Source organism: Rhodanobacter sp. GW835-FHT13D09, from assembly GCF_058793995.1.
In genome coordinates this window covers 95,854-115,977 of sequence record NZ_JBXAGL010000009.1, presented here as the reverse complement: position 1 = coordinate 115,977, position 20,124 = coordinate 95,854, and the positions used below count along the sequence as shown (strand labels likewise).

Sequence of the window (20,124 nt, the reverse complement as noted above, 5' to 3'; positions counted from 1 at the left end):
GCTGCACCAAGCCAGCACGGGTATCCGCATGCGCATCGGCATCGTCAGCGAAACCTATCCACCGGAAATCAACGGCGTCGCGCTGACCGTCCATAGCCTCGCCGCCGGACTCGCCGCCCGCGGCCACAGCATCGACCTGATCCGCCCGCGCCAGTCGCCGCCGTACCGCGACGAACCCGGCATCAATGCGCTCGACGTGCGCGGTGGCGCACTGCCCCGCTACCCGGGGCTGCGCTTCGGCCTGCCCGCCGGGCGCACGCTGCGCGAACACTGGTCGCGGCAACGCCCCGATGCGGTCTACGTCGCCACCGAAGGCCCGCTGGGCTGGTCGGCCGTACGCACCGCCAGGCGAATGGGCATTCCGATCAGCAGCGGTTTCCACACCCGTTTCGACCAGTACGCCAGCCATTACGGCGTGGGCGTGCTCACGCCGCTGGTGCGCGGCTATCTGCGCCGCTTCCACATGCGCGCCGTTGCCACCCTGGTACCGACCAACGCACTCGCACTGGAGTTGCATGCCATGGGCATTTCCAACGCACGCCTGCTGCGTCGGGCGGTGGACACGCAGCTGTTCCATCCGGATCGGCGCGACGAGGCGCTGCGCGCGAGCTGGGGCGCCGACGCCGCCACGCCGGTGGTGCTCTACGTGGGCCGCATCGCCGCGGAAAAGAACCTCGAACTCGCGGTGCAGGCGTTCCAGGCGGTGCGGCAGCAGGTACCGCAGGCGCGCTACGTGTGGGTCGGTGACGGCCCCGCCCGCGCCGCGCTGCAGGAAGCCCATCCGGATTTCATCTTCGCCGGGATGCAGCGCGACGAGGCGCTGGCGCGGCACATCGCCAGCGCCGACCTGTTTCCGTTCCCCAGCCTCAGCGAGACCTTCGGCAACGTGATCATCGAGGCGCTGGCCGCCGGCCTGCCGGTGGTCGCGTACGCCGAAGGCGCCGCGCGCGAGCATCTCGTCGATGGCGTCAACGGCTGCTGCATCGCCTCGGGCGACCAGGCCGCCTTCATCGACGCCACGGTGAGGCTGGCCAGCAACCCGGCGCTGATCCGGCACATGGGTCGCGCGGCGCATACCGGCGTGGCGGGACTCTCGCCGGAAGCGGTGATCCGGGATTTCGAAAACCTGCTGCGCGAAATGGCCGAGGAGAACCTGCATGAACACGCCTCCGTCGCTGCCCACATCTGAGCTCCTGCCCGGGCCGCGCTTCGCGCTGGACCGTCGTGTCTGCGTGATCGCCAACCACTGGGGCGCACGCCGCGTGGTGGGAGTATTCTTCGGCATGGTCAGCCGGCTCGGCGACGGCGTGTTCTGGTACGCGCTGATGGCGGCGCTGGCCGCGTTCGGCGGCAGGCGCGGGCTCGGCGCGGCCGCGCACATGGCGGTCACCGGACTCGCCGCGCTGCTGCTGTACCGCCTGCTCAAGCGCTGGACGCGCCGCCCGCGCCCGTATCGCGCCTGCCCCGGCGTGATCGCGCACGTGCCACCGCTGGACGAGTTCAGTTTCCCGTCCGGACACACCCTGCAGGCGGTAGGCTTCAGCATCGTGGCGCTGGCCTGGTATCCGTCGCTGGCGCCGCTGCTGCTGGGCTTCACCGCGCTGGTCGCGGCGTCGCGGGTGATCCTCGGCCTGCACTACCCCAGCGACGTGCTGGCCGCCATCGTGATCGGCAGCGGCCTCGGCAGCGCTTCGATCTGGTTGATCGCGGCGCCGCTCTGAACCCGCCGTTGCGCAGCTTCTGCGCACGCCGTCGGCGTTCCCTTTGCGCTCAGCCAGATAGCCTGTTTGTCCACAGGCTTTGCCGCGCGCGCTCCACAATCGCTGTGGAGAACTTCGCGCCGCCGCGCAAAAAGCCGCAACGCTCGGCAAGTGCCTGTCGACAATGGCGCGCGCCGCGCTTGCCCACGGGCTTGTACAGAAGACACCCACCATCGCTGTGGAAAACACGCATGCCGACCGTCGGCGCGACGGGCGGCGCTGCGCAATCCCTGTGCAAGATGTAGCAAGTGTCTGATGGAAAAGCGCCGGACGACGCTTGTCCACAGGCTTCGCCAACGCGCTTCCACAGCGGCTGTGGAAAACCCGCTCGCGAAAACGACGATGCCGCCCGAGGGCGGCATCGCATTTCACCCGGCAGGCATGACCGGTCAGGCTGCGCGCGGCGCCTTCATCAGGATGCCCAGCAGGTCGGCCAGCTTGTCGCGCATCTCGCGGCGGTCGACGATCAGGTCGATCGCGCCGTGCTCAAGCAGGAACTCCGAACGCTGGAAACCTTCCGGCAAGGTCTCGCGCACGGTCTGCTCGATCACCCGCGGGCCAGCGAAGCCGATCAGCGCCTTCGGCTCGCCGATGTTGATGTCGCCGAGCATCGCCAGGCTGGCCGAGACGCCGCCGGTGGTCGGGTTGGTCAGCACGCTGATGTACGGCACGCCGGCGTCGCGCAAGCGGGCCAGTGCGGCCGAAGTCTTGGCCATCTGCATCAGCGAGAACAGCGCCTCCTGCATGCGTGCGCCGCCGGTGGCGGAGAAGCACACCAGCGCGCTCCTGTCGGCCAGCGCACGCTCGGCGGCGCGGGCGAATTTCTCGCCGACCACCGAACCCATCGAACCGCCCATGTAGGCGAACTCGAACGCCGTCGCCATCAGCGGGCGGCCCTTGAGCCGGCCGCTCATCGCGACCAGCGCGTCCTTCTCGCCGATCTTCTTCTGGGTGGTGACGATGCGGTCGCGGTACTTCTTGGTATCGCGGAATTTCAGCGGGTCGGTCGGCTCCAGGCTGGCCCACAGTTCCTGCGCGGAACCTTCATCCAGCAATGCGCCCAGTCGCGCACGCGCACTGATGTAGTGGTGATGTCCGCACTTGGGGCACACCATCAGGTTGCGCTCCAGCTCCGGCTTGTACAGCACGGTGCCGCAACCGCCGCACTTCTCCCACACGCCCTCGGGTACCGACCCCTTGCCGCCGTTCGGACTCTGCGGGCGGGTGCGGGGGTTCATGATTTTCTGCAGCCAGTTCATTGCATCGCCCTACCGTTCGTGCGCGCCACCCAGGGCAGCATGTTGTTCAGTGCGCGTCGAGCGCGCTGCGGATCGGCGCGAGAAACGCGCGTACCCGCCCGGCAATTTCATCGGCATCCGTCGCGCCGGCCAGCTTGTCCACCAGCGCGCTGCCGATCACCACCGCATCGGCAAAACCGGCGATCGCCTTTGCGCTCGCTGCATCGCGGATGCCGAAGCCCACCGCCACCGGCGCCTTCGCACGGGCGCGGATATCGGCCACGCGCACCGCGATGTCGCCGGTGCTCAAGTGTGCCGCACCGGTGATGCCGGCGAACGAGACATAGTACAGGAAACCCTCGGCCGAACCGCACAGCTGCGCCATACGCGAGGGTTCGGTGGTGGGTGCGGCGAGCAGGATCTGCTGCAGCCCGGCGTCGCGCAACGGCTGCAGCACGGCGGACTCCTCCAGCGGGCAATCGACCAGCAGCACGCCGTCGACGCCGGCCTGCACGGCCTCCTGCGCGAAGCGCGCGTAGCCGTGGATCTCGACCGGATTCAGATAACCCATCAGCACGATCGGTGTGTCCGCATCGCGCCGGCGGAACGCGGCGACCCAGCCCAGCACGTCGGCCAGGCCCACGCCCTTCGCGATCGCCCGCTCGCTGGCGTGCTGGATCACCGGGCCGTCCGCCATCGGATCGGAGAACGGCACGCCCAGCTCGATCAGGTCGGCGCCGGCGTCGACCAGTGCATGCATCAACGCCACCATGTGCTGCGGCGACGGGTCGCCGGCGGTGACGAACGGGATCAGGCCGGTGCGATTGGCAGCCTTCAGTGCGGCGAAGCGACGGTCGATACGGCTCATACCTCGACTCCTTCGCGCGCGGCGATCGTGTGCACGTCCTTGTCGCCGCGACCGGAGAGGTTGCACAGCACGATGCCGTCCGGCGGATACTCGCGCGCCAGCTTGACCGCCTGCGCCACCGCGTGGCTGGACTCCAGCGCGGCCAGGATGCCTTCGGTGCGCGCCAGCAGGTGGAACGCCGCCAGCGCCTCGTCGTCGGTGACGCCGACGTAGTCGGCGCGGCCGGTGTCCTTCAGGAACGCATGCTCGGGACCGACGCCCGGGTAATCGAGGCCGGCCGAGACCGAATGCGTCTCGGTGATCTGGCCGTTGTCGTCGCACAGCACGTAGGTGCGGTTGCCGTGCAGCACGCCGGGACGGCCGGCGGCCAGCGAGGCCGCGTGATGGCCCGTCGCGATGCCCTCGCCCGCCGCCTCGGCGCCAACGATGCGCACGCCGGCGTCGTTGAGGAAGGCATGGAACAGGCCGATCGCGTTGGAGCCGCCGCCGACGCAGGCGGTCAGCACGTCGGGCAGGCGGCCATACTCTTCGAGCATCTGCGCGCGCGCCTCGCGGCCGACGATCGCGTTGAAGTCGCGCACCATCAGCGGGTACGGATGCGGCCCGGCGACGGTGCCGATGATGTAGAAGGTATCGGCCACGTTGGTGACCCAGTCGCGCATCGCCTCGTTCAGCGCATCCTTCAGCGTCTTCGAGCCGGAGGTCACCGGCACCACCTCGGCGCCGAGCAGCTTCATGCGGTAGACGTTGATCTTCTGCCGCTCGATGTCCACCGCGCCCATGTAGACCACGCACTTCAGGCCCAGCCGCGCCGCCACCGTGGCGCTGGCCACGCCGTGCTGGCCGGCGCCGGTCTCGGCGATGATGCGGGTCTTGCCCATGTTGCGCGCGACCAGCGCCTGGCCCACGGTGTTGTTGATCTTGTGCGCACCGGTATGGTTGAGGTCTTCGCGCTTGAACAGGATGCGCGCGCCACCGACGTGCTGCGACAGCCGCTCGGCGTGGTAGATCGGGCTGGGCCGGCCGACGTAGTGCTTCAGGTCGCGGTCGAGCTCGGCGATGAAGGCCGGATCCTCGCGCAGACGCAGGTAGGCTTCGGTCAGTTCGGCCAGCGGCGCCATCAGGGTCTCGGCGACGTAGCTGCCGCCGTAGTTGCCGAAGCGGCCGTGCGCGTCGGGGTAAGCGTTGTAGTCCACGATCTTGCTCATCTCGTCACTCGGGGAAGGGCATGCCGCATCGCGGCAAGCAGCCATCTTAGCGGCAAGCCCGACCGAACGGGGTCACAGGTAACGGCGGATGGAGGCCCTGACCTCGGCCAGTTGCCCGGGCGTGAGCGGGCCGAGGATGCCGCGCCGGCCGGCGGGCAAGTGTGCGGCGGGATCCTCGTCGCCGAACACGTAGCAGTCCAGCAGCTCCCTCCACGCCGCCCGTTCCGCCGGCGGCAGCGAGCGGAAGGCGAGGATGCAGTGCATCAGGCAGCCCAGCGCGGTGCCTGGCGCATGACCGGCCGCGGGCACCGGCCACCACCAGTAATTCACCAGCGCGTTGATCCGTTGCAGCGATTCCACGTGGTGCCACCACATCGGTGGAATGTAGATCGCATCGCCGGGATGCAGCTCCGCCACCTGCGCCTCGGCCAGCGCCAGTTTCAGGCGGGGAAAGCGCGGATCGTCGGGGCGGTCGAGCCGGGCGATGCCGATCGCCGCGCCGGTAGGCGCGAAATCCAGCGGCCCGACGTACAGGTTGCGCGCCTGTTCCGGCGCGAACAGGGTGAAGCGCCGGACGCCGCACACCACGCAGGCCACGTTGTGGTACTCGTCGAAATGCGCCGGCGTGGTGACCCGGTTGCCGATCCAGATGCGCGGCTGGATGCCGGGGTCGAGGAAGGGAATGGTGTGATCGTCCAGCAATCCCGGCAGGCAGTCGGCAATCAGCGCGCTCTGCATCGCCAGCCCCGGTGCATCCGGTTGGCGACTGTACTGCGCCAACCGTTGCAGGCCCTGGCCGATCGAGACGCGGTGGTGCTCGTAATTGAAGCCGTCGAACGCCGCGTTGTAGCCGACCACCCCGCCCTCGCCCGGCGGCAGCAGCAGAGCGTCGACCTCGCTGCCATTGTCCCGCCGCGCCAGCTCGCGGGCGAACGCATCGTCCGACTGCCGCGCCCAGGCCACCATCGGCCAGTCGCGGCACAGGCCGCGGATCACCAGCGGGCGCGCGCGACCAACCAGGTCGGCAAGGGCGAGCGGACCGTCGCCATCGCGCCACTCCTCGATGGCGGCCGGCGCGCCGCTCACGCCGCATCCGCCTCGCGCACCGCGCGGATGAAGGCTTCCAGCCGGGCCGGGTCCTTGATTCCCGGCGCCGACTCCACCCCGCTGGCCACGTCCACCGCCCACGGGCGCGCCGCGCGCACGGCCTCGCCCACGTTGCCGGCGTGCAGGCCGCCGGCGAGGACCAGCGGCTGCGCCAGACCATCCGGCAGCAGCGACCAGTCGAACGTCCTGCCGCTGCCACCGGCCTCGCCTGCCGCATGGCCGTCCAGCAGCAGGCCGGCGGCCTGCGGGTACTCCCGCAGCCGCGGCAACGCCGCCACGCCCTCGCCCATCGCGATGGCCTTGAGGAACGGATGGCCGAACTGCGCGCACCAGGCATCGCTCTCGTTGCCGTGGAACTGCAGCAGGGTGGGCCGCACTTCATCGAGCACCTGCCGCACCAGGCTCGCCTCGTCGTCCATGAACAAGGCGACGGTGACCACGAACGGCGGCAGCGCCGCCACGATCTCGCGTGCCCGCGCCAGCGTCACCTGCCGCCTGCTGCGTGGGGTGAACACCAGCCCGATCGCATCGGCGCCGAGCCGCGCGGCAAGCAGCGCGTCCCCGGCCCGGGTCATGCCGCAGCACTTGATGCGGGTCACCGGCCGGCTCCCATCAGGCAGACCTCGACCGGCAAACCCCAATGCGTCTCGTAGCGCGGCCCGACGAAGGTCAGCCCGGAAGCCGGCGCGGTCGGCCCGGCCAACTGGCGGTCGCGGCCGGCCAGCAGCTCGGCCATCCATGCGACCGGTTGCTCGCCGCGACCGATCAGCAGCAGCGAGCCGACGATATTGCGCACCATGTGATGCAGGAACGCGTTCGCCTCGATCTCGACGAACAGCTGCTCACCTTCGCGCCGCACGCTCGCCGTCAGCACGCTGCGGCGCGGATGCGCGGCCTGGCAGGACAGGGCGCGGAACGCGCTGAAATCGTGCTCGCCCAGCAACGCCTGCGCCGCCGCGTGCATGCGCACGGCGTCCAGCGGCAGGCGTTCCCAGGTGACGTAGCGCGCATCCAGCGCCGCGCGCACCGGCCGGTTGAGGATGTGGTAGCGATAGCGCCGGCTGCGTGCCGCGTAACGCGCGTGGAAGCTGTCCAGCACCGGCTGCGCCCACAGCACCGCTACGCTGGCCGGCAGGTTGGAACAGCCGCCGAGTACCCAGCCGCGCATGTCGCGGCGGGCCCTGGTGTCGAAATGCACCACCTGGCAGCGGCCATGCACGCCGGCGTCGGTGCGCCCAGCGCAGCTGACCTCCACCGGATGGTCGGCGACCTTCGACAACGCCTGCTCCAGCGCCCCCTGCACGCTGACCTCGTCCTTCAGGCGCTGCCAGCCGCTGAAGTCGGTGCCGTCGTATTCGATGCCGAGAGCGATGCGCATGGGGTCGTGCGGGCCTTCCACGGTGAAGGCGGAAAGATTAGCAGGCCGCAACGGCATCGGGCCGGCATGAGCCGCCCCGATACGCAGGACTGATGACGCCCGTCGGCTCAGTGCATGCCGTCAAGCAAACGCCTGGCGACCTCCTTCTGCATCTGGCTGCCTTCGTTGACCACCTCGTCCAGCATGGCGCGCGCGCCTTCGGCATCGCCCATGTCGATGTAGGCGCGGGCCAGGTCCAGCTTGGTATCCACCGGATCGTCGCTGAACTCGCCCAGCTCGTGGACCGGCACATTCGCCAGGTGCGCATCGTCCGCGTCGTCAAAGTGCCAGCTGGAGGCCGTTTTTGCTGGCGCGGGCGCGGGTGTCGGGGCCGGCTCCCTGGCCGGCGGGGCAGCCGGCGTGGCATCGTCCATGCCCGGCCGCGCCGGCGTTTCGGTCGTCGCCCGGGTCAGGTCGAAATTGAAGTTGTACGCGCTGACCTTCTTCGCCCCGCCCGCCGGCAGAGGCGGCGGCACCGACGACTCCACCGTGGACGCGTCGCCTTCGCGGGCATAGTCGTCGATGTCGAACTCGCCGAGGGCACGCGCACCCTTGTGGACGGGCGGCGCGGCGTGGTGGTCGAACAGCGGATGGCCCGGCACCAGATCCTCGCCCATGTGCAGCACGTCCTGCCACTCGTCCTGCTGCGGATCGGTGATATGGGCGTACATCGCCTCGGCGGCCGCCTCGAAGTGCTCGACGTCGCGGCGCGAGTAATACAGGGTGACCAGTTCCAGGTGCAGGCCGATGTCGTCCGGGTGCTCGGCCAGTTGATCCAGCAACTCCTCCTGGTCCACGTCGTCACCCGAAAGGTGAGCCGCAGCACCGCCCGGCGTCGAGCCGAAGCGATCGGCCAGGGACGCGGCGGACTTCGACGCCTCGGTGCTGGTGCTGTCGGCCGGTTTGCGCCGACGGCGCGCCAGCAGGGCCAGCAGGGCCAGCAGCACGACCGCGGCGACGGTTGTCGCCTGCGCCCAGATCTGCATGTACCACGGCTCCTCGACGACCACCGGCGCATGCGGCTGCTGCCGGGCGGCCGCCTTCTCCACCGGCTTGGCAGGCGCCGGCGTGGCGAGTGGCGTGGTCACCACGGACGAGGTCGTGGCGGGCGATGCGGCGTGTGACGCCGAACCGGCAGCGGCCGGCGCCGTGGCGGCATGCGTGCCGATCGCGGTGCTGGCGGTGGCCACAGCGGTCTCCAGCATAGCGGCCGGCGGCGCGGCGGCGCTCTTCGTCGCGGCGACGGCCGGCGCGGGCGCGGGGACCGCTGCGGCCGGCATGCCGGCGGACTTGCGCGCGGCGGCCAGCTTGGCCTGCAGCTCGGCAATCTCGCTGTCCTTCAGCGACAGCAGGCGCTCGTTCTTGCTGTTGATGTCCGTGAGGTCTTTCAGGCGGGCCTTCAGGTCGGCGCTCTGCTGCTGCAGGCTGGCCAGGCTCTCCTTGGTGCGCAACAGTTCCTGGTGTGAGCCGGCCGTACCGCCGCCCTGGGCGCCGCCGCCTGCCTTGGCCGTCACCAGGGCCAGCCGGTCGCCGGTGCCGGGCGTGCCGGCAGGAGCGCCGGCATCGGATGTGCGGGTGGCGGCATTGGCCACCACCGCCGGCTTGCCCGGCGTGCCGGCACGCCAGTCGCTGTTCTGCCGGCGCACCTCGGCGGCGGCGGCGGCGATCGCCATGGCCTGCGCCTCGGCCGAAGTCGGCACGCGCAGCACCACGCCGCTCTTCAGCGCATTGATGTTATTGCGGTAGAACGCATTCGGGTTGGCCTGCTGCAACGCCAGCATCATCTGCCGCACGTCGACGCCGGACGGGGTCACGTTGCGCGCGATGCCGGACAGCGTCTGGCCGCGTTCGACCGGACCGACCTGACCCTTGCCGGCGGTCGATGCCGTTGACGCGGATGCCGCGGGTGCCGGCCTGGGCTTCGACACGACTTTGGCTGGAGCAGCAGCGACCGGCGCGGCGGCCCTGGCGGGCGCCCTGGCTGCCGGACGGCTCGCTGCGGCCGGCGCCGACGTGGGTGCCGAGGCAGCCATTGCCGCCGGGGCGTTCGGCGGATCGAGCAGGATGGCGTACTCGCGCACGCTCTTGCCGGCGTTGCCGTTCACCTCGAGCAACAGGTCGAGAAAAGGATCGTCCACCGGCGCGCTGCTGGTGATGCGGATCACCGGTTGACCACCGCTGGTTTTGGTCACGCTGAAGTTCAACGGGATCGAGGTGCGCCCGCCGGCGACGCCGGCGCGCGCGAATTCTTCGCTGGAAGCCAGCTGAACCGTGAGGTTCTGCAGCTCCGCCGGGCTGGCGGGATGCAACGGAATCTCCGCCAGCAGCGGCTGGCCCAACGTCGACTTGACCTGGATCTGGCCAAGATCCAATGCCATGACCTGGCTGCTCCCCAGTGCCAGGACCATCAGCATCGACAATTTCAACGAACGGTTCATGCGTGTTCCCCCGAACAAATCCTTGGCGCAGCTCTTGACCCGGCGGCGCCGCCATGGCCCTGACGGCGGCAAACAAGGTGCCACTTTAGTTATATGCAGGCCAATCAACAATAGCTGTGGCGAATACTTGCAGTGCATTGCTAGGGTGCGTTCTCACCTGGATGCCGCCCTCAGTGCCGCGCAGCCGGCTGGCCGGCCTGCAGTTCCTGCAGCTGCCTGCGCAGTTCGGTGATCTTCTGGTCCTGCTGCTGCAGCCGCTCGCCAGCGTGCCGGTTGTCCGATTCCTGCCGGTGGAGATCCCGCTGGAGGCGATCCACCTCGACCTGGCTGCGGCTCAGCTGCCGGCTGTTGGCGGGGTGCAGCGACCCAGCACCGGCCGCACCGGGCGGTGCTGCGGCCTGACTGCCAGCCCAGGCCACGGGCGTGAAGACCAACCCCATGACAACGGCGAATCGCACTACATGCATCTTCAGAGATAGTCCTCGATCAGCAATTCGGCGATCTGCACCGCGTTCAGCGCCGCACCCTTGCGGATGTTGTCCGAGACGATCCACATATCCAGCCCGCGCTCGTGCGAGATGTCATCGCGGATGCGCCCCACGTACACCGGGTCGTTGCCGGCCGCCTCGCCCACCGGAGTCGGGTAGCCGCCCGGCTTGCGCTCGTCCACCAGCACCACGCCCGGCGCCTGGCGCAGCAGCTCGCGAGCCTGCTCGGCGGTGATCTTGTCGCTGGTCTCGATGTGCACTGCCTCGGAATGGCCATAGAACACCGGCACGCGTACCGCGGTCGGATTCACCTGGATCGACTCGTCCTCCAGGATCTTGCGGGTCTCCCACACCAGCTTCATCTCTTCCTTGGTGTAGCCGTTCGGCTGGAAATCGTCGATCTGCGGGATGACATTGAACGCGATCTGGGTCGGGAATTTCTTGCCCGGTTCCACGCTTTGGAAGTTCAGCAGGGCCGCGGTCTCCCGCCCGAGCTCCTCCATGCCGCTGCGGCCGGCGCCGGAAACCGACTGGTAGGTGGCCACGTTGATCCGCTCGATCTGCGCCGCGCGGTGGATCGGCGCCAGCGCCACCAGCATCTGCATGGTCGAGCAGTTGGGGTTGGCGATGATGCCGCGCGTGGTGTACTGCGCGATCGCGTGCGGGTTGACTTCGCTGACCACCAGCGGGATGTCGTCCTGGTAGCGGAACTCGGAAGTGTTGTCAATCACCACCGCACCAGCCGCCGCCGCCCGCGGTGCGTGCACGCGGCTGACCGAACCGCCGGCCGAGAAGAACGCGATGTCGACGCCGGCGAAATCGTAGGTATCCAGCAACTGCACGGTGATCTCCTTGCCGGCGAAGTTGACCTTGCCGCCGGCGGAACGCTCGCTGGCCAGCGGCACCAGCTCGCTGACCGGGAACTCGCGCTCGGCGAGGATCGCCAGCAGGGTCTCGCCGACCGCGCCGGTGGCGCCGACCATGGCGACCTTGTAACTGCTCTTCTGACTCATGGGAATTGTCTGCTCAGGGGTGGAAGGTTGCGCCGGTCACTTGTCCAGCACGGAAGGATTGAGGATGGTGGGCGGCCGCCCGGCGTGCGAGCCGTGGCCGAACAGGGCCAGCACATTGTCGACCGCCACCGAGGTCATCGCGCGGCGGGTTTCGGTCGTGGCGCTGGCGATATGCGGGCTGAGCACCACGTTGTCCAGTTCGAGTAGGCCCGGGTACAGCGCCGGCTCGCCCTCGAACACGTCCAGCGCGGCGCCGGCCAGGCGTCGCTCGCGCAGGGCCACGGCCAACGCCTTGTCGTCCACGATACCGCCGCGGGCCACGTTGACCAGCATCGCGGTCGGCTTCATCAGCGCCAGTTCGGGCGCGCCGACCGCATGCCGGGTCTGCGGCGTCAACGGCAGCACCAGCACCAGGAAATCGGATTCGCGCAGCAACTGCGGCTTGTCGACGAAGCGCGCATGGCAGGCGCGCTCGGTCGCCTCGGGCAGCGGCGAACGGTTGTGGTAGAGCACCGGCATGCCGAAGCCGACCGCGCGATGCGCGATGGCCTGGCCGATCCGGCCCATGCCGAGGATGCCCAGGGTACGCCCGCGCACGTCCGCGCCCAGCCAGGCCTTGAACCCGGTGGCGTGCCATTGGCCGGCGCGCAGCCAGCGCTCGGCCGCGGTCATCCGCCGCGCCGCGCCGAGCAGCAGGGCCCAGGCGTAGTCGGCCACGCTCTCGTTGAGCACGTCGGCGGTGCTGGAGGCGGCGACGCCGGCGGCGCTCAGCGCATCCAGATCGAGGTTGTCATAGCCGACGCCGAGGTTGGCGACGATGCGCAGCCGATGCGCGCCGGCGATTTCCGCCGCGCCGACGCGGTCCTTCAGGCCGACGATCGCGGCATCCTGTCCGGCCAGCTTCGCCGCCAGTTCGGCCGGACTGAACTTGCGCTCCTCCGCCTCGGCCGTCACCTCGAAGTGCGGTTCGAGCCGGGCGATCACCCCTTGGAAAGTGGGTCGCGAGACCCAGACGCGCGGCTTGCTGGTCAAGGCATGGCTCCGATCGCGGGGGCAATCTCGTCGGCGAGCCAGTAGTACGCCAGCGTCATCGCGAACAGGGTTCCGATCAGCCACAACGCCCCGCGCCCGTGCCGCCAGGCTGCGCGGAACGGCGAACACTGGGCCGGAATATCGACCAGATACGCCGCGCAATAGCAGACATTGGCGAGCACCGCCAGCAAGAACAAGGCCGGCACGGACTGGAGTCGCAGGGCGGCCAGGACACCCGGCCAACCCATCACGATCCAGCCCGCGACCACCAGCACCAGTGCCATGTTGTAGGCGATCCGCCGCACCTCCCAGTAGCGGATCGCGTCGCCGAGGAGATCCTGCAACGACGCATGCGAGGGAGCTGCGTGGAGCGGATTCGACGATGCTGGCATGGCGTGTCCCTCCGGCTCAGGGAATGCGTGGCGCCACGGCGCCGACGTCGCCGCACTGGGCGCGATGGCGCAAGGCATGATCCATCAGCACCAGCGCCATCATCGCCTCGGCGATCGGCGTGGCGCGGATGCCGACGCAGGGATCGTGGCGGCCTTTGGTCACCACCTCGACCGGTTCGCCGGCCAGGTTCACGCTGTGGCCGGGGATCAGGATGCTGGAGGTGGGTTTCAGCGCGATCGAGGCGACCACGGCCTGTCCCGTGCTGATGCCGCCGAGGATGCCACCGGCATGATTGGACGTAAAGCCGTCCAGATACATTTCGTCGCGATGCTCGCTGCCGCGCTGCGCCACGGCGGCGAAGCCGTCGCCGATCTCCACGCCCTTGACCGCGTTGATCGACATCAGCGCACCGGCCAGGTCGCCGTCCAGTTTGCCGTAGATCGGCTCGCCCCAGCCCGGCGGCACGCCGTCGGCAACCACGTTGACGCGCGCACCGACCGAGTCGCCTGACTTGCGCAGCGCGTTGATGTAGTCCTCCAGCGCCGGCACCTGGATCGCGTCGGGCCAGAAGAACGGGTTCTGCTCCACCGCGTCCCAGTCGAACGCCTGCGGCACGACGTCGCCGATCTGCGCCAGGTAGCCGCGCACGCGCACGCCGTGGCGCTCGGCCAGCCATTTCTTGGCGACTACCGCGGCGGCCACGCGCATGGTGGTCTCGCGCGCCGAGGAGCGCCCGCCGCCGCGCGGGTCGCGGATGCCGTATTTCTGCCAGTAGGTGTAGTCGGCATGGCCGGGGCGGAAGGTCTGCTCGATCCCACCGTAGTCCTTGCTGCGCTGGTCGGTGTTGCGGATCAGCAGCGCGATCGGCGTGCCGGTGGTCCTGCCCTGGTAGACGCCGGAGAGGATCTCCACCTCGTCCGCCTCGTGCCGCTGCGAGGTGTAGCGGCTGCGGCCGGTGGCGCGGCGGTCGAGGTCGCCGCGAAACTCCTCGGCGCCGATCGCCAGCCCCGGCGGGCAGCCGTCGATCACGCAGCCGATCGCCGGCCCGTGGCTTTCGCCGAAGGTGGTGACGGTGAACAGTTTGCCGAAGGAATTGCTGGACACGGGATTTGGACGTCTATTGGGTAATCGCCACAGCTTAACCGCGATGGCGCTGCGCTGCCCGCCCTTCGTGATCCAGCAGGGCAAACAGCGCGGCGGCATCATCAAGGCGCAACGCGTCGATCCGCAGCCGCGCCGTGATCAGTTCCATCGATCAGCCAGGACGACGCGTGGCGGCCGCCGCGCGGATCGCCCCGGCGTGCTCGACCAGGTCGCGCCGCTCCAGCGCGAACACGCCCATCGGCCCGACCTTGAACTCGATCCACACGAACGGCACCTCCGGCAGCAGCGCGGCCAGCGCGTGCTCGCTCTCGCCCACCTCGACGATCAGCAGGCCGTCCCCGGTGAGGTGGTCGGCAGCCTCGTCCAGCATGCGCAGGCACAGGTCCAGGCCGTCGGCGCCGGAGGTGAGGCCGAGCTTAGGCTCGTGCGCGTATTCGCCCGGCAGCGCGGCGTACTCGTCCTCGGTGACATAGGGCGGGTTGGAGACGATCAGGTCGTACCGGCGTCCGGCCACGCCAGCGAACAGGTCGGACTGGATCGCCTCGACGCGGCGCTCGACGTGCTGGAACGCGATGTTCTCGCGCGCCAGCGACAGCGCCTCATCGCTGACGTCGACGATGTCGACCTGCCAGTCCGGGTTGTACTCGGCCATCGCGATGCCGATGCAGCCCGAGCCCGTGCACAGGTCCAGCGCGCGCTCGACGTGGCGCTGGTCCAGCCACGGCGCGAAGCCCGACTCGATCAGCTCGGCGATCGGCGAACGCGGTACCAGCGCGCGGCGATCGCTCTTGAACTTGAGACCGGCGAACCAGGTCTCGCCGACCAGGTAGGCCACCGGCAGGTGCTCGTTGACGCGACGCTCGATCAGCGCCAGCACGTTCGCGCGCTCGGCCGTGGTGAGGCGACCCACGCCGTACGCCGGCGGGATGTCCGGCGGCAGGTGCAGGCTGGCCAGCACCAGGTGGGTGGCCTCGTCGATCGGGTTGTCGTGGCTGTGGCCGAAGGTGAGCCCCGCCGCCGAGAAGCGGCTGGCGCCATAACGGATGAAGTCGATGATGGTGGCGAGCTCGGCGGTCAAGGCGATCCAGGAGTGCGGCGGATTGGCCGGCCATTATAGGGCCTGAAACGGCGACCCCCCGTATACTGGGCCGATGACTTTCAACGTATTCCTGCAGTACATCCTGCCGCATCGCGCCCTGTCGCGGGTGGTCTACTGGGCCACGCGCTGGACCTTCGCCCCGTGGAAGAACTGGCTGATCGCCACCATCGTGCGCAGCTACGACGTGGACACGGCCGAGGCGGCGCAGCCCGATCCGCTGACCTACCAGCATTTCAATGCGTTCTTCACGCGCAAGCTGAGGCCTGGCGCGCGCCAAGTCGACGCCGATCCGGCCGCCCTGCTCTCGCCCGCCGACGGCCGCATCAGCCAGGCCGGCACGATCGTCGACGGCCGTATCTTCCAGGCGAAAGGACAGAAATACACCGCCGCCGAACTGCTTGGCGGCGATGCGGCCGCGGCGGCGCCGTACCGCAACGGCCGCTTCGTGACCGTGTACCTGTCGCCGCGCGACTACCACCGCGTGCACATGCCGCTGAAAGGTACGCTGAAGGAAACCGTGCACGTGCCCGGGCGCATCTTCAGCGTGGCGCCGTTCGCGGTCGAGGCGATCCCGCGGCTGTTCGCCCGCAACGAGCGGCTGGTCTGCCACTTCGAGAGCGAACACGGCCCGTTCGTGGTGGTGATGGTGGGCGCGATCCTGGTTTCGTCGGTGGCCACGGTGTGGGACGGGCTGGTGATCCCGCCGTACGCATCGTCGATCCGGCGCAAGTCGTTCGCCGGCCAGGGCATCACGCTGGAACGCTTTGCCGAGATGGCGCGCTTCAACATGGGTTCCACCGTGATCCTGCTGCTGCCCGAGGGCACGGCCGAGCTGGACGCACTGCAGCCGCAGCAGGCCGTGCGGGTGGGCCAGCGGCTCGGCCGGGGTTGAACCACCACGCACGCCACCGGGCAAGCTGACGCGGCGGGTCATTTTGTGACGTCCTAGGCGCTATTCCGCTGATCGCTTCGTTACGCTCTGTGCTCCGCAGCGAGCCTTGCACGCTGCCGAATTCCAGGCCGAGGGGATCCGATGCAACTACTCACGCCGTTCCTTGTGATGCTGCGCGCGCGTCAGCTCGGCCGCCAGTTCCGCGACATCGAGCGCAATGTGCGCATCCTGCCCAGGCGCACCCGCGAACGCCTCGGCGAACTCACCTTGCGCGAGATCGGGCAGGCCTCACGCAGCGATTTTCCGCACCTGTACGGCACTGCGCCGGAGGCGCGCTACTTCCCCTGGGGTCAGGGCACCGAGGCGGGCTACGATCGCGCCCGCTCGAGCAACCCGGAAGTGGCGCTGCGCGGCATCGCGCTGTGGCTGGCCGTGGCCTACCACGAGACCAAGAACTCCCCCTACCCCAGCCTGCAACCGCAGTATCGCCAGCTGATGCAGTTGCTGCGCGAACTGAAGGAAGCGCACGGCGGCAAGAACACCGCCAATCGCAGCTGGGTGCAGCAGGCCGCCGTCGCCTGACCCGCGGCGAATTCGCGGTCGTCCGCTCAGCGCCTGTGAAGAAAACCACTTCCTGTGGTTTTCTTCCGTCGCGAGTCCGGCACATGTCCGGACTCGCTCACGCGAATCAGTCACTTACGTGCCAGATTCGCGTCCAGCCATCCATGGCTGGGCTTCGAGGTTGGAAAATCACAACCTCTCAGCGACAGACCGGCAGCTTCAACGTCTGGCCGACGCCGATGCGATGGTGCCTCAGGTCGTTCATCTCGGTCACCTCCTGCACGCTCGAACAGTGCAGTTTGCGCACGATGCTGATCAGCGTATCGCCGTGGCGCACCTTGTAGTGGCGGGTTTCCCTCGCCACCTTCGCCACCGGTGCCGCTGATGGCGCGGACACCACCGGCACCACGGCACGATGCAGGTCGTCGGCGAGGATCGGCCACGGGCCATCGACGCAGCGCGACGCGTACGCCTTCTCCAGCAGTTTCGGCAGCTGCAGCGTGGTGCCCGTCGGCTGGCTCACCTGGGGGTCCAGCCGCGGGTTGAGGTTGCGCAGCGTGCGGAACCAGCCGTCGCTCATGCCCCCGGCCGAGCCCAGGCACACGGTCAGCTCGGTCAGTGAAGCCGGTCGCTTCAGGGTGACCGAGCCCGGTGCGCCATCAACCCTGGGGAAGCGCAGGTTGTAGCTGTCCGGATGCTGGAACAGCCAGGCCGCGGCCAGCACGGCTGGCACGTAGTCGCGGGTTTCCTGCGACAACTGATCGTAGATGCGCGGGTCGTAGAAGCTCGTCGCAGTGTTGTCGCCGACCGAGCGGCGCATGCGGCCCTCGCCGCCGTTGTAGGCGCCCAGCGCGAGCTCGAGGTTGTCGTTGAAGATCCGCAACTGCTCGTTGATGTATTCGGCATTCGCCCGCGCCGAGGCGGCCGGGTCGAAGCGCAGGTCGAAGCCGCCGTCGCTGCCCAGGCCGAAGCGCATGCCGGTGGCGTACATGAACTGCAGGGGACCCGACGCGCCCGAGCGCGAGACGGCATGCACCTTGCCGCCGGATTCCTTGGCCATGATGCCGAACAGCAGCGCCTCGGGCAGGTCCGCCTTCTCGTATTGCGGCCACATCTGGTAGCGCAGGTACTGGTAGTTGACCCAGGCGTCCATCAGCTGCGGGCGCCACTGGGTCAGCCACATCTCCAGCGCGGCCTTCACCGGCCCGTTCATCGCGATCAGCTGGGAAAGCTTCCGCCCGTGCAGCAGGGTCACGCTGCGCTGCGCCTGCGGCAGGCTGCCCGGACCGGCCTTGCCGGCGGCCAGCGCCGCCTGCGACGGCTCGACATCACCGGCCAGATCCTGTGTGTCGTCGAAATCACCATCCTTCATGCGCAACAGGTGGTCGAACGCCGAGAAGAACCGCTGCGGATCGCAGCCGGCCGTATTGCCGCAGCGTGCCGCGGCTGCCTTCAGGCTGTCGAGCGAACGGGCCAGGGTCTGCTGCGAGGCCTGCCGGTCGCCCGCGCGCGATTGCTGCAGGGCGGTCTCATAGCCCTTGCTGGCTTGGTCGAGCTGGCCGTAGAGCTCATCGACCTGGGCCGGGTGCCTGGCGCCGCGACCGGCACTGGCGCAGCCGCCGAGCAGGATGATCGCCATGGCAAGCGGCGCCAGGCGCACGGAACGAACCACCGGATACGACGACATCACGAACTTCACCCGCGGAAAATGCCCACCATAGCGGGCGCACGGCTCCGACTCAACGCGCGGCCATGCCTGGCTACAATCGATCGACCCGCAACGGATGGAACGCCATGACCGAGATCCTGATCGGCCGCAACGACAGCACCAGCGTCAACCTCGACCCGCGTTACGGCAACCAGGTGGTGCGCACCATGGGCAGCCAGATCGGGCGGCAGATCCTGCGCGGTGTGCCCGGCGGCATCTTCGGCGGCAAGCGCTGAGGCGCCGACGATGCCGCGCGTCGAAGTAGTCCCCGCCAACACCCCCTTCGGCGAACGCCTCGCGGCCGGCTTCGGCTATCCGCAGCGCGCCGAGATCGACGCGCTGCGGCGCCAGCTGGCCAGCCCGGCATGAGTCGCTGGCGGCCACCCTCGCCCGGCTCCACCGCGATCGTCACCCGCGAGGGTTTCGAGCGGCTGAAGGCCGAACTCGACCACCTGTGGCACGTGTTGCGACCGGAAGTGGTGAAGGCGCTGGCCGCGGCCGCCGCCGAGGGCGACCGCTCGGAAAACGCCGAGTACACCTACCGCAAGAAACAGCTCGGCGAGATCGACCGCCGCGCCCGCTACCTCAGCAAGCGCATCCCCTCGCTCAAGGTGGCCGAAGGCGCGCCGGGCGACAGGGCTGCGGTGTTCTTCGGCGCCCGCATCGAGCTGGAGAACGTCGCCACCGGCGAGCTCCACCGCTACCGCATCGTCGGCCCCGACGAGACCGACGCGAAGCGCGGCTGGATCAGCATCGACTCGCCGCTGGCACGGGCGGTCTTGAAGAAGCGCATCGACGACGAATTCGTCGCCGAGCTGCCAAGCGGTACGACGGCATTCGCCGTGCTCGCGGTCGATTACGAACGGGACTGACGCGGCGCCGGCAACAGGTTTCGCCAGGCATGCCCCGGGCCGGTTCAGGCAGCCGGCGGATACACCCGCCCGGCCCGCCGTGGCTGGTAGCAGGCCGCGTTGCGATGGAAAGCTTCATCGGCATTCGCGGGATGCCAGCCCGGGATCCCCGACAACGGCAGCGGGCGCAATTCCAGCGGGTCGTCCAGCAGCCGGCCGGTGGCGATCGCCTCGGCGCCGCGGGTCGGCAACGACTCGGCTGCATCCTCGCCCCCGAACACCAGCGCCTTGCCCACCAGCAGCCGGTCCGGACTCAAGGCCAGTTCGAGCAGCGCGTGGCCGAACAGCTCCAGCCGGATCGAACCGTCCAGCCAGGCCTGCCGCCGGCGCCAGAACAGGCCGTGCCAGTCGTGCGCATCCCACAGCGCCAGCAGAGCGGGATCGCGCACGGCGACGACCACGCCGGCCTCGTCGAAGTGGGTCAGCGCGTACTGCGCGCGCGAGCGCCGCTTCGGCCCCATGCGGGCGATCTCGGCCTGCTGGCGCACGTTGAGCGCGCGCTTGAGCGCCGGGTGGCGCAGCCAGACCAGCGCGTTGAACAGGTCGTGCCAGTTGCGCTCGCGGGTGGCGATGACGCCGCGCTCGGCGATGCGCTGCTCGTAGTGCAGGCCGTCGGCGAGCAGGTCGGGCGTCTGCGCCGCGAAGCGCTCGCGGGCCTCGCGCGGCCAGTACGCATTGAGCGCCTCGATGGCGGGCCACGCGAGGCCATCGAGCAGAGCCGCATACTCGCGCCACGCCGCCAGCGGCGGCCGGCCGAACACCGCCGGATCGACCGCGTCGCGCGCCGGCGCCATGTATTTCATGTGCACGTCCATGAACGCGCCGACCCGTCGATCATCATGGCATGCACTCCACGCCTCGCATCAATGCCGGAAGCGGCCATCGGT

Annotated in this window: 22 protein-coding genes; 7 read left to right on the top strand and 15 right to left on the bottom strand. The window is 69.3% G+C overall.

Annotated features, from left to right (window positions below):
* Positions 1–28: 28 nt before the first annotated feature.
* Together AC1Q5A_RS13020 and AC1Q5A_RS13015 are read left to right on the top strand one after the other, a co-directional pair.
* Complete coding sequence (locus AC1Q5A_RS13020) at positions 29–1,189, top strand: glycosyltransferase family 4 protein (protein ID WP_492701234.1); 1,161 nt, start codon at positions 29–31, stop codon at positions 1,187–1,189.
* A complete protein-coding gene (locus AC1Q5A_RS13015; protein ID WP_492701232.1) occupies positions 1,158–1,721 on the top strand; it encodes a phosphatase PAP2 family protein in 564 nt (187 codons plus the stop codon). Before AC1Q5A_RS13020 ends, AC1Q5A_RS13015 begins: the two co-directional genes overlap by 32 nt.
* Positions 1,722–2,149: 428 nt before the next feature.
* Here AC1Q5A_RS13015 and accD read toward each other — a convergent pair whose 3' ends face one another.
* The 13 genes from accD to prmB all read right to left on the bottom strand — a co-directional run bounded on the left by accD (position 2,150) and on the right by prmB (position 15,144).
* Complete coding sequence (accD, locus tag AC1Q5A_RS13010) at positions 2,150–3,019, bottom strand: acetyl-CoA carboxylase, carboxyltransferase subunit beta (protein WP_492701230.1); 870 nt, start codon at positions 3,017–3,019, stop codon at positions 2,150–2,152.
* Positions 3,020–3,065: 46 nt separating this feature from the next.
* A complete protein-coding gene (gene trpA / locus AC1Q5A_RS13005; RefSeq protein ID WP_492701228.1) occupies positions 3,066–3,866 on the bottom strand; it encodes a tryptophan synthase subunit alpha in 801 nt (266 codons plus the stop codon).
* Positions 3,863–5,074, bottom strand: a complete 1,212-nt coding sequence (gene trpB / locus AC1Q5A_RS13000) for a tryptophan synthase subunit beta (protein WP_492701226.1) — start codon at positions 5,072–5,074, stop codon at positions 3,863–3,865. The genes trpA and trpB overlap by 4 nt, the downstream gene beginning before the upstream one ends.
* A gap of 72 nt (positions 5,075–5,146) precedes the next feature.
* Positions 5,147–6,160, bottom strand: a complete 1,014-nt coding sequence (locus AC1Q5A_RS12995; protein WP_492701224.1) for a cupin-like domain-containing protein — start codon at positions 6,158–6,160, stop codon at positions 5,147–5,149.
* The gene (locus tag AC1Q5A_RS12990) at positions 6,157–6,780 is read right to left on the bottom strand and encodes a phosphoribosylanthranilate isomerase (protein ID WP_492701222.1); all 624 of its coding nucleotides are present in this window, start codon (positions 6,778–6,780) and stop codon (positions 6,157–6,159) included. The genes AC1Q5A_RS12995 and AC1Q5A_RS12990 overlap by 4 nt, the downstream gene beginning before the upstream one ends.
* A complete protein-coding gene (gene truA, locus AC1Q5A_RS12985) occupies positions 6,777–7,559 on the bottom strand; it encodes a tRNA pseudouridine(38-40) synthase TruA (RefSeq protein ID WP_492701220.1) in 783 nt (260 codons plus the stop codon). The genes AC1Q5A_RS12990 and truA overlap by 4 nt, the downstream gene beginning before the upstream one ends.
* Positions 7,560–7,666: 107 nt before the next feature.
* Positions 7,667–10,036 carry a motility hub landmark protein FimV gene (locus tag AC1Q5A_RS12980; RefSeq protein ID WP_492701218.1) on the bottom strand — a complete coding sequence of 790 codons (2,370 nt, stop codon included), beginning with the start codon at positions 10,034–10,036 and terminating at the stop codon, positions 7,667–7,669.
* Between the two features lie 170 nt (positions 10,037–10,206).
* Positions 10,207–10,476 carry a hypothetical protein gene (locus tag AC1Q5A_RS12975; RefSeq protein ID WP_492701216.1) on the bottom strand — a complete coding sequence of 90 codons (270 nt, stop codon included), beginning with the start codon at positions 10,474–10,476 and terminating at the stop codon, positions 10,207–10,209.
* Positions 10,477–10,505: 29 nt separating this feature from the next.
* Positions 10,506–11,537 carry an aspartate-semialdehyde dehydrogenase gene (locus AC1Q5A_RS12970; RefSeq protein ID WP_492701214.1) on the bottom strand — a complete coding sequence of 344 codons (1,032 nt, stop codon included), beginning with the start codon at positions 11,535–11,537 and terminating at the stop codon, positions 10,506–10,508.
* 36 nt (positions 11,538–11,573) lie between these two features.
* Entirely contained in the window at positions 11,574–12,569 is a 996-nt protein-coding gene (locus tag AC1Q5A_RS12965) for a 2-hydroxyacid dehydrogenase (protein WP_492701212.1), read from the bottom strand.
* Positions 12,566–12,961: a hypothetical protein gene (locus AC1Q5A_RS12960; RefSeq protein WP_492701210.1), complete on the bottom strand. Its 396-nt coding sequence runs from the start codon at positions 12,959–12,961 to the stop codon at positions 12,566–12,568. The genes AC1Q5A_RS12965 and AC1Q5A_RS12960 overlap by 4 nt, the downstream gene beginning before the upstream one ends.
* Before the next feature lie 16 nt (positions 12,962–12,977).
* Positions 12,978–14,066, bottom strand: a complete 1,089-nt coding sequence (gene aroC, locus AC1Q5A_RS12955; RefSeq protein ID WP_492701208.1) for a chorismate synthase — start codon at positions 14,064–14,066, stop codon at positions 12,978–12,980.
* 151 nt (positions 14,067–14,217) lie between these two features.
* On the bottom strand, positions 14,218–15,144 hold the full coding sequence (gene prmB / locus AC1Q5A_RS12950; protein ID WP_492701206.1) for a 50S ribosomal protein L3 N(5)-glutamine methyltransferase: 927 nt from the start codon (positions 15,142–15,144) through the stop codon (positions 14,218–14,220).
* A 73-nt stretch (positions 15,145–15,217) separates the two neighbouring features.
* Here prmB and asd point away from each other — a divergent pair, with 73 nt between their 5' ends.
* Both asd and AC1Q5A_RS12940 read left to right on the top strand, forming a co-directional pair.
* Positions 15,218–16,057 carry an archaetidylserine decarboxylase gene (gene asd, locus AC1Q5A_RS12945; protein ID WP_492701204.1) on the top strand — a complete coding sequence of 280 codons (840 nt, stop codon included), beginning with the start codon at positions 15,218–15,220 and terminating at the stop codon, positions 16,055–16,057.
* Between the two features lie 141 nt (positions 16,058–16,198).
* Positions 16,199–16,639 carry a hypothetical protein gene (locus tag AC1Q5A_RS12940; RefSeq protein WP_492701202.1) on the top strand — a complete coding sequence of 147 codons (441 nt, stop codon included), beginning with the start codon at positions 16,199–16,201 and terminating at the stop codon, positions 16,637–16,639.
* 178 nt (positions 16,640–16,817) lie between these two features.
* Here the strand turns inward: AC1Q5A_RS12940 and AC1Q5A_RS12935 are convergent, their stop codons facing one another.
* A complete protein-coding gene (locus AC1Q5A_RS12935) occupies positions 16,818–18,305 on the bottom strand; it encodes a transglycosylase SLT domain-containing protein (protein WP_492701200.1) in 1,488 nt (495 codons plus the stop codon).
* Between the two features lie 107 nt (positions 18,306–18,412).
* Between AC1Q5A_RS12935 and AC1Q5A_RS12930 the strand changes: the two genes are divergently transcribed.
* From AC1Q5A_RS12930 to greB, 3 genes are read left to right on the top strand one after another with little or no spacing between them, the layout of a single operon-like run.
* On the top strand, positions 18,413–18,562 hold the full coding sequence (locus tag AC1Q5A_RS12930; RefSeq protein ID WP_492701198.1) for a hypothetical protein: 150 nt from the start codon (positions 18,413–18,415) through the stop codon (positions 18,560–18,562).
* A 10-nt stretch (positions 18,563–18,572) separates the two neighbouring features.
* The gene (locus AC1Q5A_RS12925; protein WP_492701196.1) at positions 18,573–18,695 is read left to right on the top strand and encodes a hypothetical protein; all 123 of its coding nucleotides are present in this window, start codon (positions 18,573–18,575) and stop codon (positions 18,693–18,695) included.
* Positions 18,692–19,198, top strand: coding sequence for a transcription elongation factor GreB (gene greB, locus AC1Q5A_RS12920; protein WP_492701194.1), 507 nt, complete (start codon positions 18,692–18,694; stop codon positions 19,196–19,198). The genes AC1Q5A_RS12925 and greB overlap by 4 nt, the downstream gene beginning before the upstream one ends.
* A gap of 44 nt (positions 19,199–19,242) precedes the next feature.
* Here the strand turns inward: greB and AC1Q5A_RS12915 are convergent, their stop codons facing one another.
* Positions 19,243–20,040, bottom strand: a complete 798-nt coding sequence (locus AC1Q5A_RS12915) for a DUF3025 domain-containing protein (protein ID WP_492701192.1) — start codon at positions 20,038–20,040, stop codon at positions 19,243–19,245.
* Positions 20,041–20,124: the final 84 nt, after the last annotated feature.

Excerpts from the sequence above, each read along its gene's own strand:
- AC1Q5A_RS13020 (WP_492701234.1), top strand. The coding sequence starts at position 29 with ATGCGCATCGGCATCGTCAGCGAAACCTATCCACCGGAAATCAACGGC.
- AC1Q5A_RS13015 (WP_492701232.1), top strand. The coding sequence starts at position 1,158 with ATGAACACGCCTCCGTCGCTGCCCACATCTGAGCTCCTGCCCGGGCCG.
- accD (WP_492701230.1), bottom strand. The coding sequence starts at position 3,019 with ATGAACTGGCTGCAGAAAATCATGAACCCCCGCACCCGCCCGCAGAGT.
- trpA (WP_492701228.1), bottom strand. The coding sequence starts at position 3,866 with ATGAGCCGTATCGACCGTCGCTTCGCCGCACTGAAGGCTGCCAATCGC.
- trpB (WP_492701226.1), bottom strand. The coding sequence starts at position 5,074 with ATGAGCAAGATCGTGGACTACAACGCTTACCCCGACGCGCACGGCCGC.
- truA (WP_492701220.1), bottom strand. The coding sequence starts at position 7,559 with ATGCGCATCGCTCTCGGCATCGAATACGACGGCACCGACTTCAGCGGC.
- AC1Q5A_RS12980 (WP_492701218.1), bottom strand. The coding sequence starts at position 10,036 with ATGAACCGTTCGTTGAAATTGTCGATGCTGATGGTCCTGGCACTGGGG.
- AC1Q5A_RS12975 (WP_492701216.1), bottom strand. The coding sequence starts at position 10,476 with ATGGGGTTGGTCTTCACGCCCGTGGCCTGGGCTGGCAGTCAGGCCGCA.
- AC1Q5A_RS12970 (WP_492701214.1), bottom strand. The coding sequence starts at position 11,537 with ATGAGTCAGAAGAGCAGTTACAAGGTCGCCATGGTCGGCGCCACCGGC.
- AC1Q5A_RS12960 (WP_492701210.1), bottom strand. The coding sequence starts at position 12,961 with ATGCCAGCATCGTCGAATCCGCTCCACGCAGCTCCCTCGCATGCGTCG.
- asd (WP_492701204.1), top strand. The coding sequence starts at position 15,218 with ATGACTTTCAACGTATTCCTGCAGTACATCCTGCCGCATCGCGCCCTG.
- AC1Q5A_RS12940 (WP_492701202.1), top strand. The coding sequence starts at position 16,199 with ATGCAACTACTCACGCCGTTCCTTGTGATGCTGCGCGCGCGTCAGCTC.
- AC1Q5A_RS12935 (WP_492701200.1), bottom strand. The coding sequence starts at position 18,305 with ATGTCGTCGTATCCGGTGGTTCGTTCCGTGCGCCTGGCGCCGCTTGCC.
- AC1Q5A_RS12930 (WP_492701198.1), top strand. The coding sequence starts at position 18,413 with ATGACCGAGATCCTGATCGGCCGCAACGACAGCACCAGCGTCAACCTC.
- AC1Q5A_RS12925 (WP_492701196.1), top strand. The coding sequence starts at position 18,573 with ATGCCGCGCGTCGAAGTAGTCCCCGCCAACACCCCCTTCGGCGAACGC.
- greB (WP_492701194.1), top strand. The coding sequence starts at position 18,692 with ATGAGTCGCTGGCGGCCACCCTCGCCCGGCTCCACCGCGATCGTCACC.
- AC1Q5A_RS12915 (WP_492701192.1), bottom strand. The coding sequence starts at position 20,040 with ATGAAATACATGGCGCCGGCGCGCGACGCGGTCGATCCGGCGGTGTTC.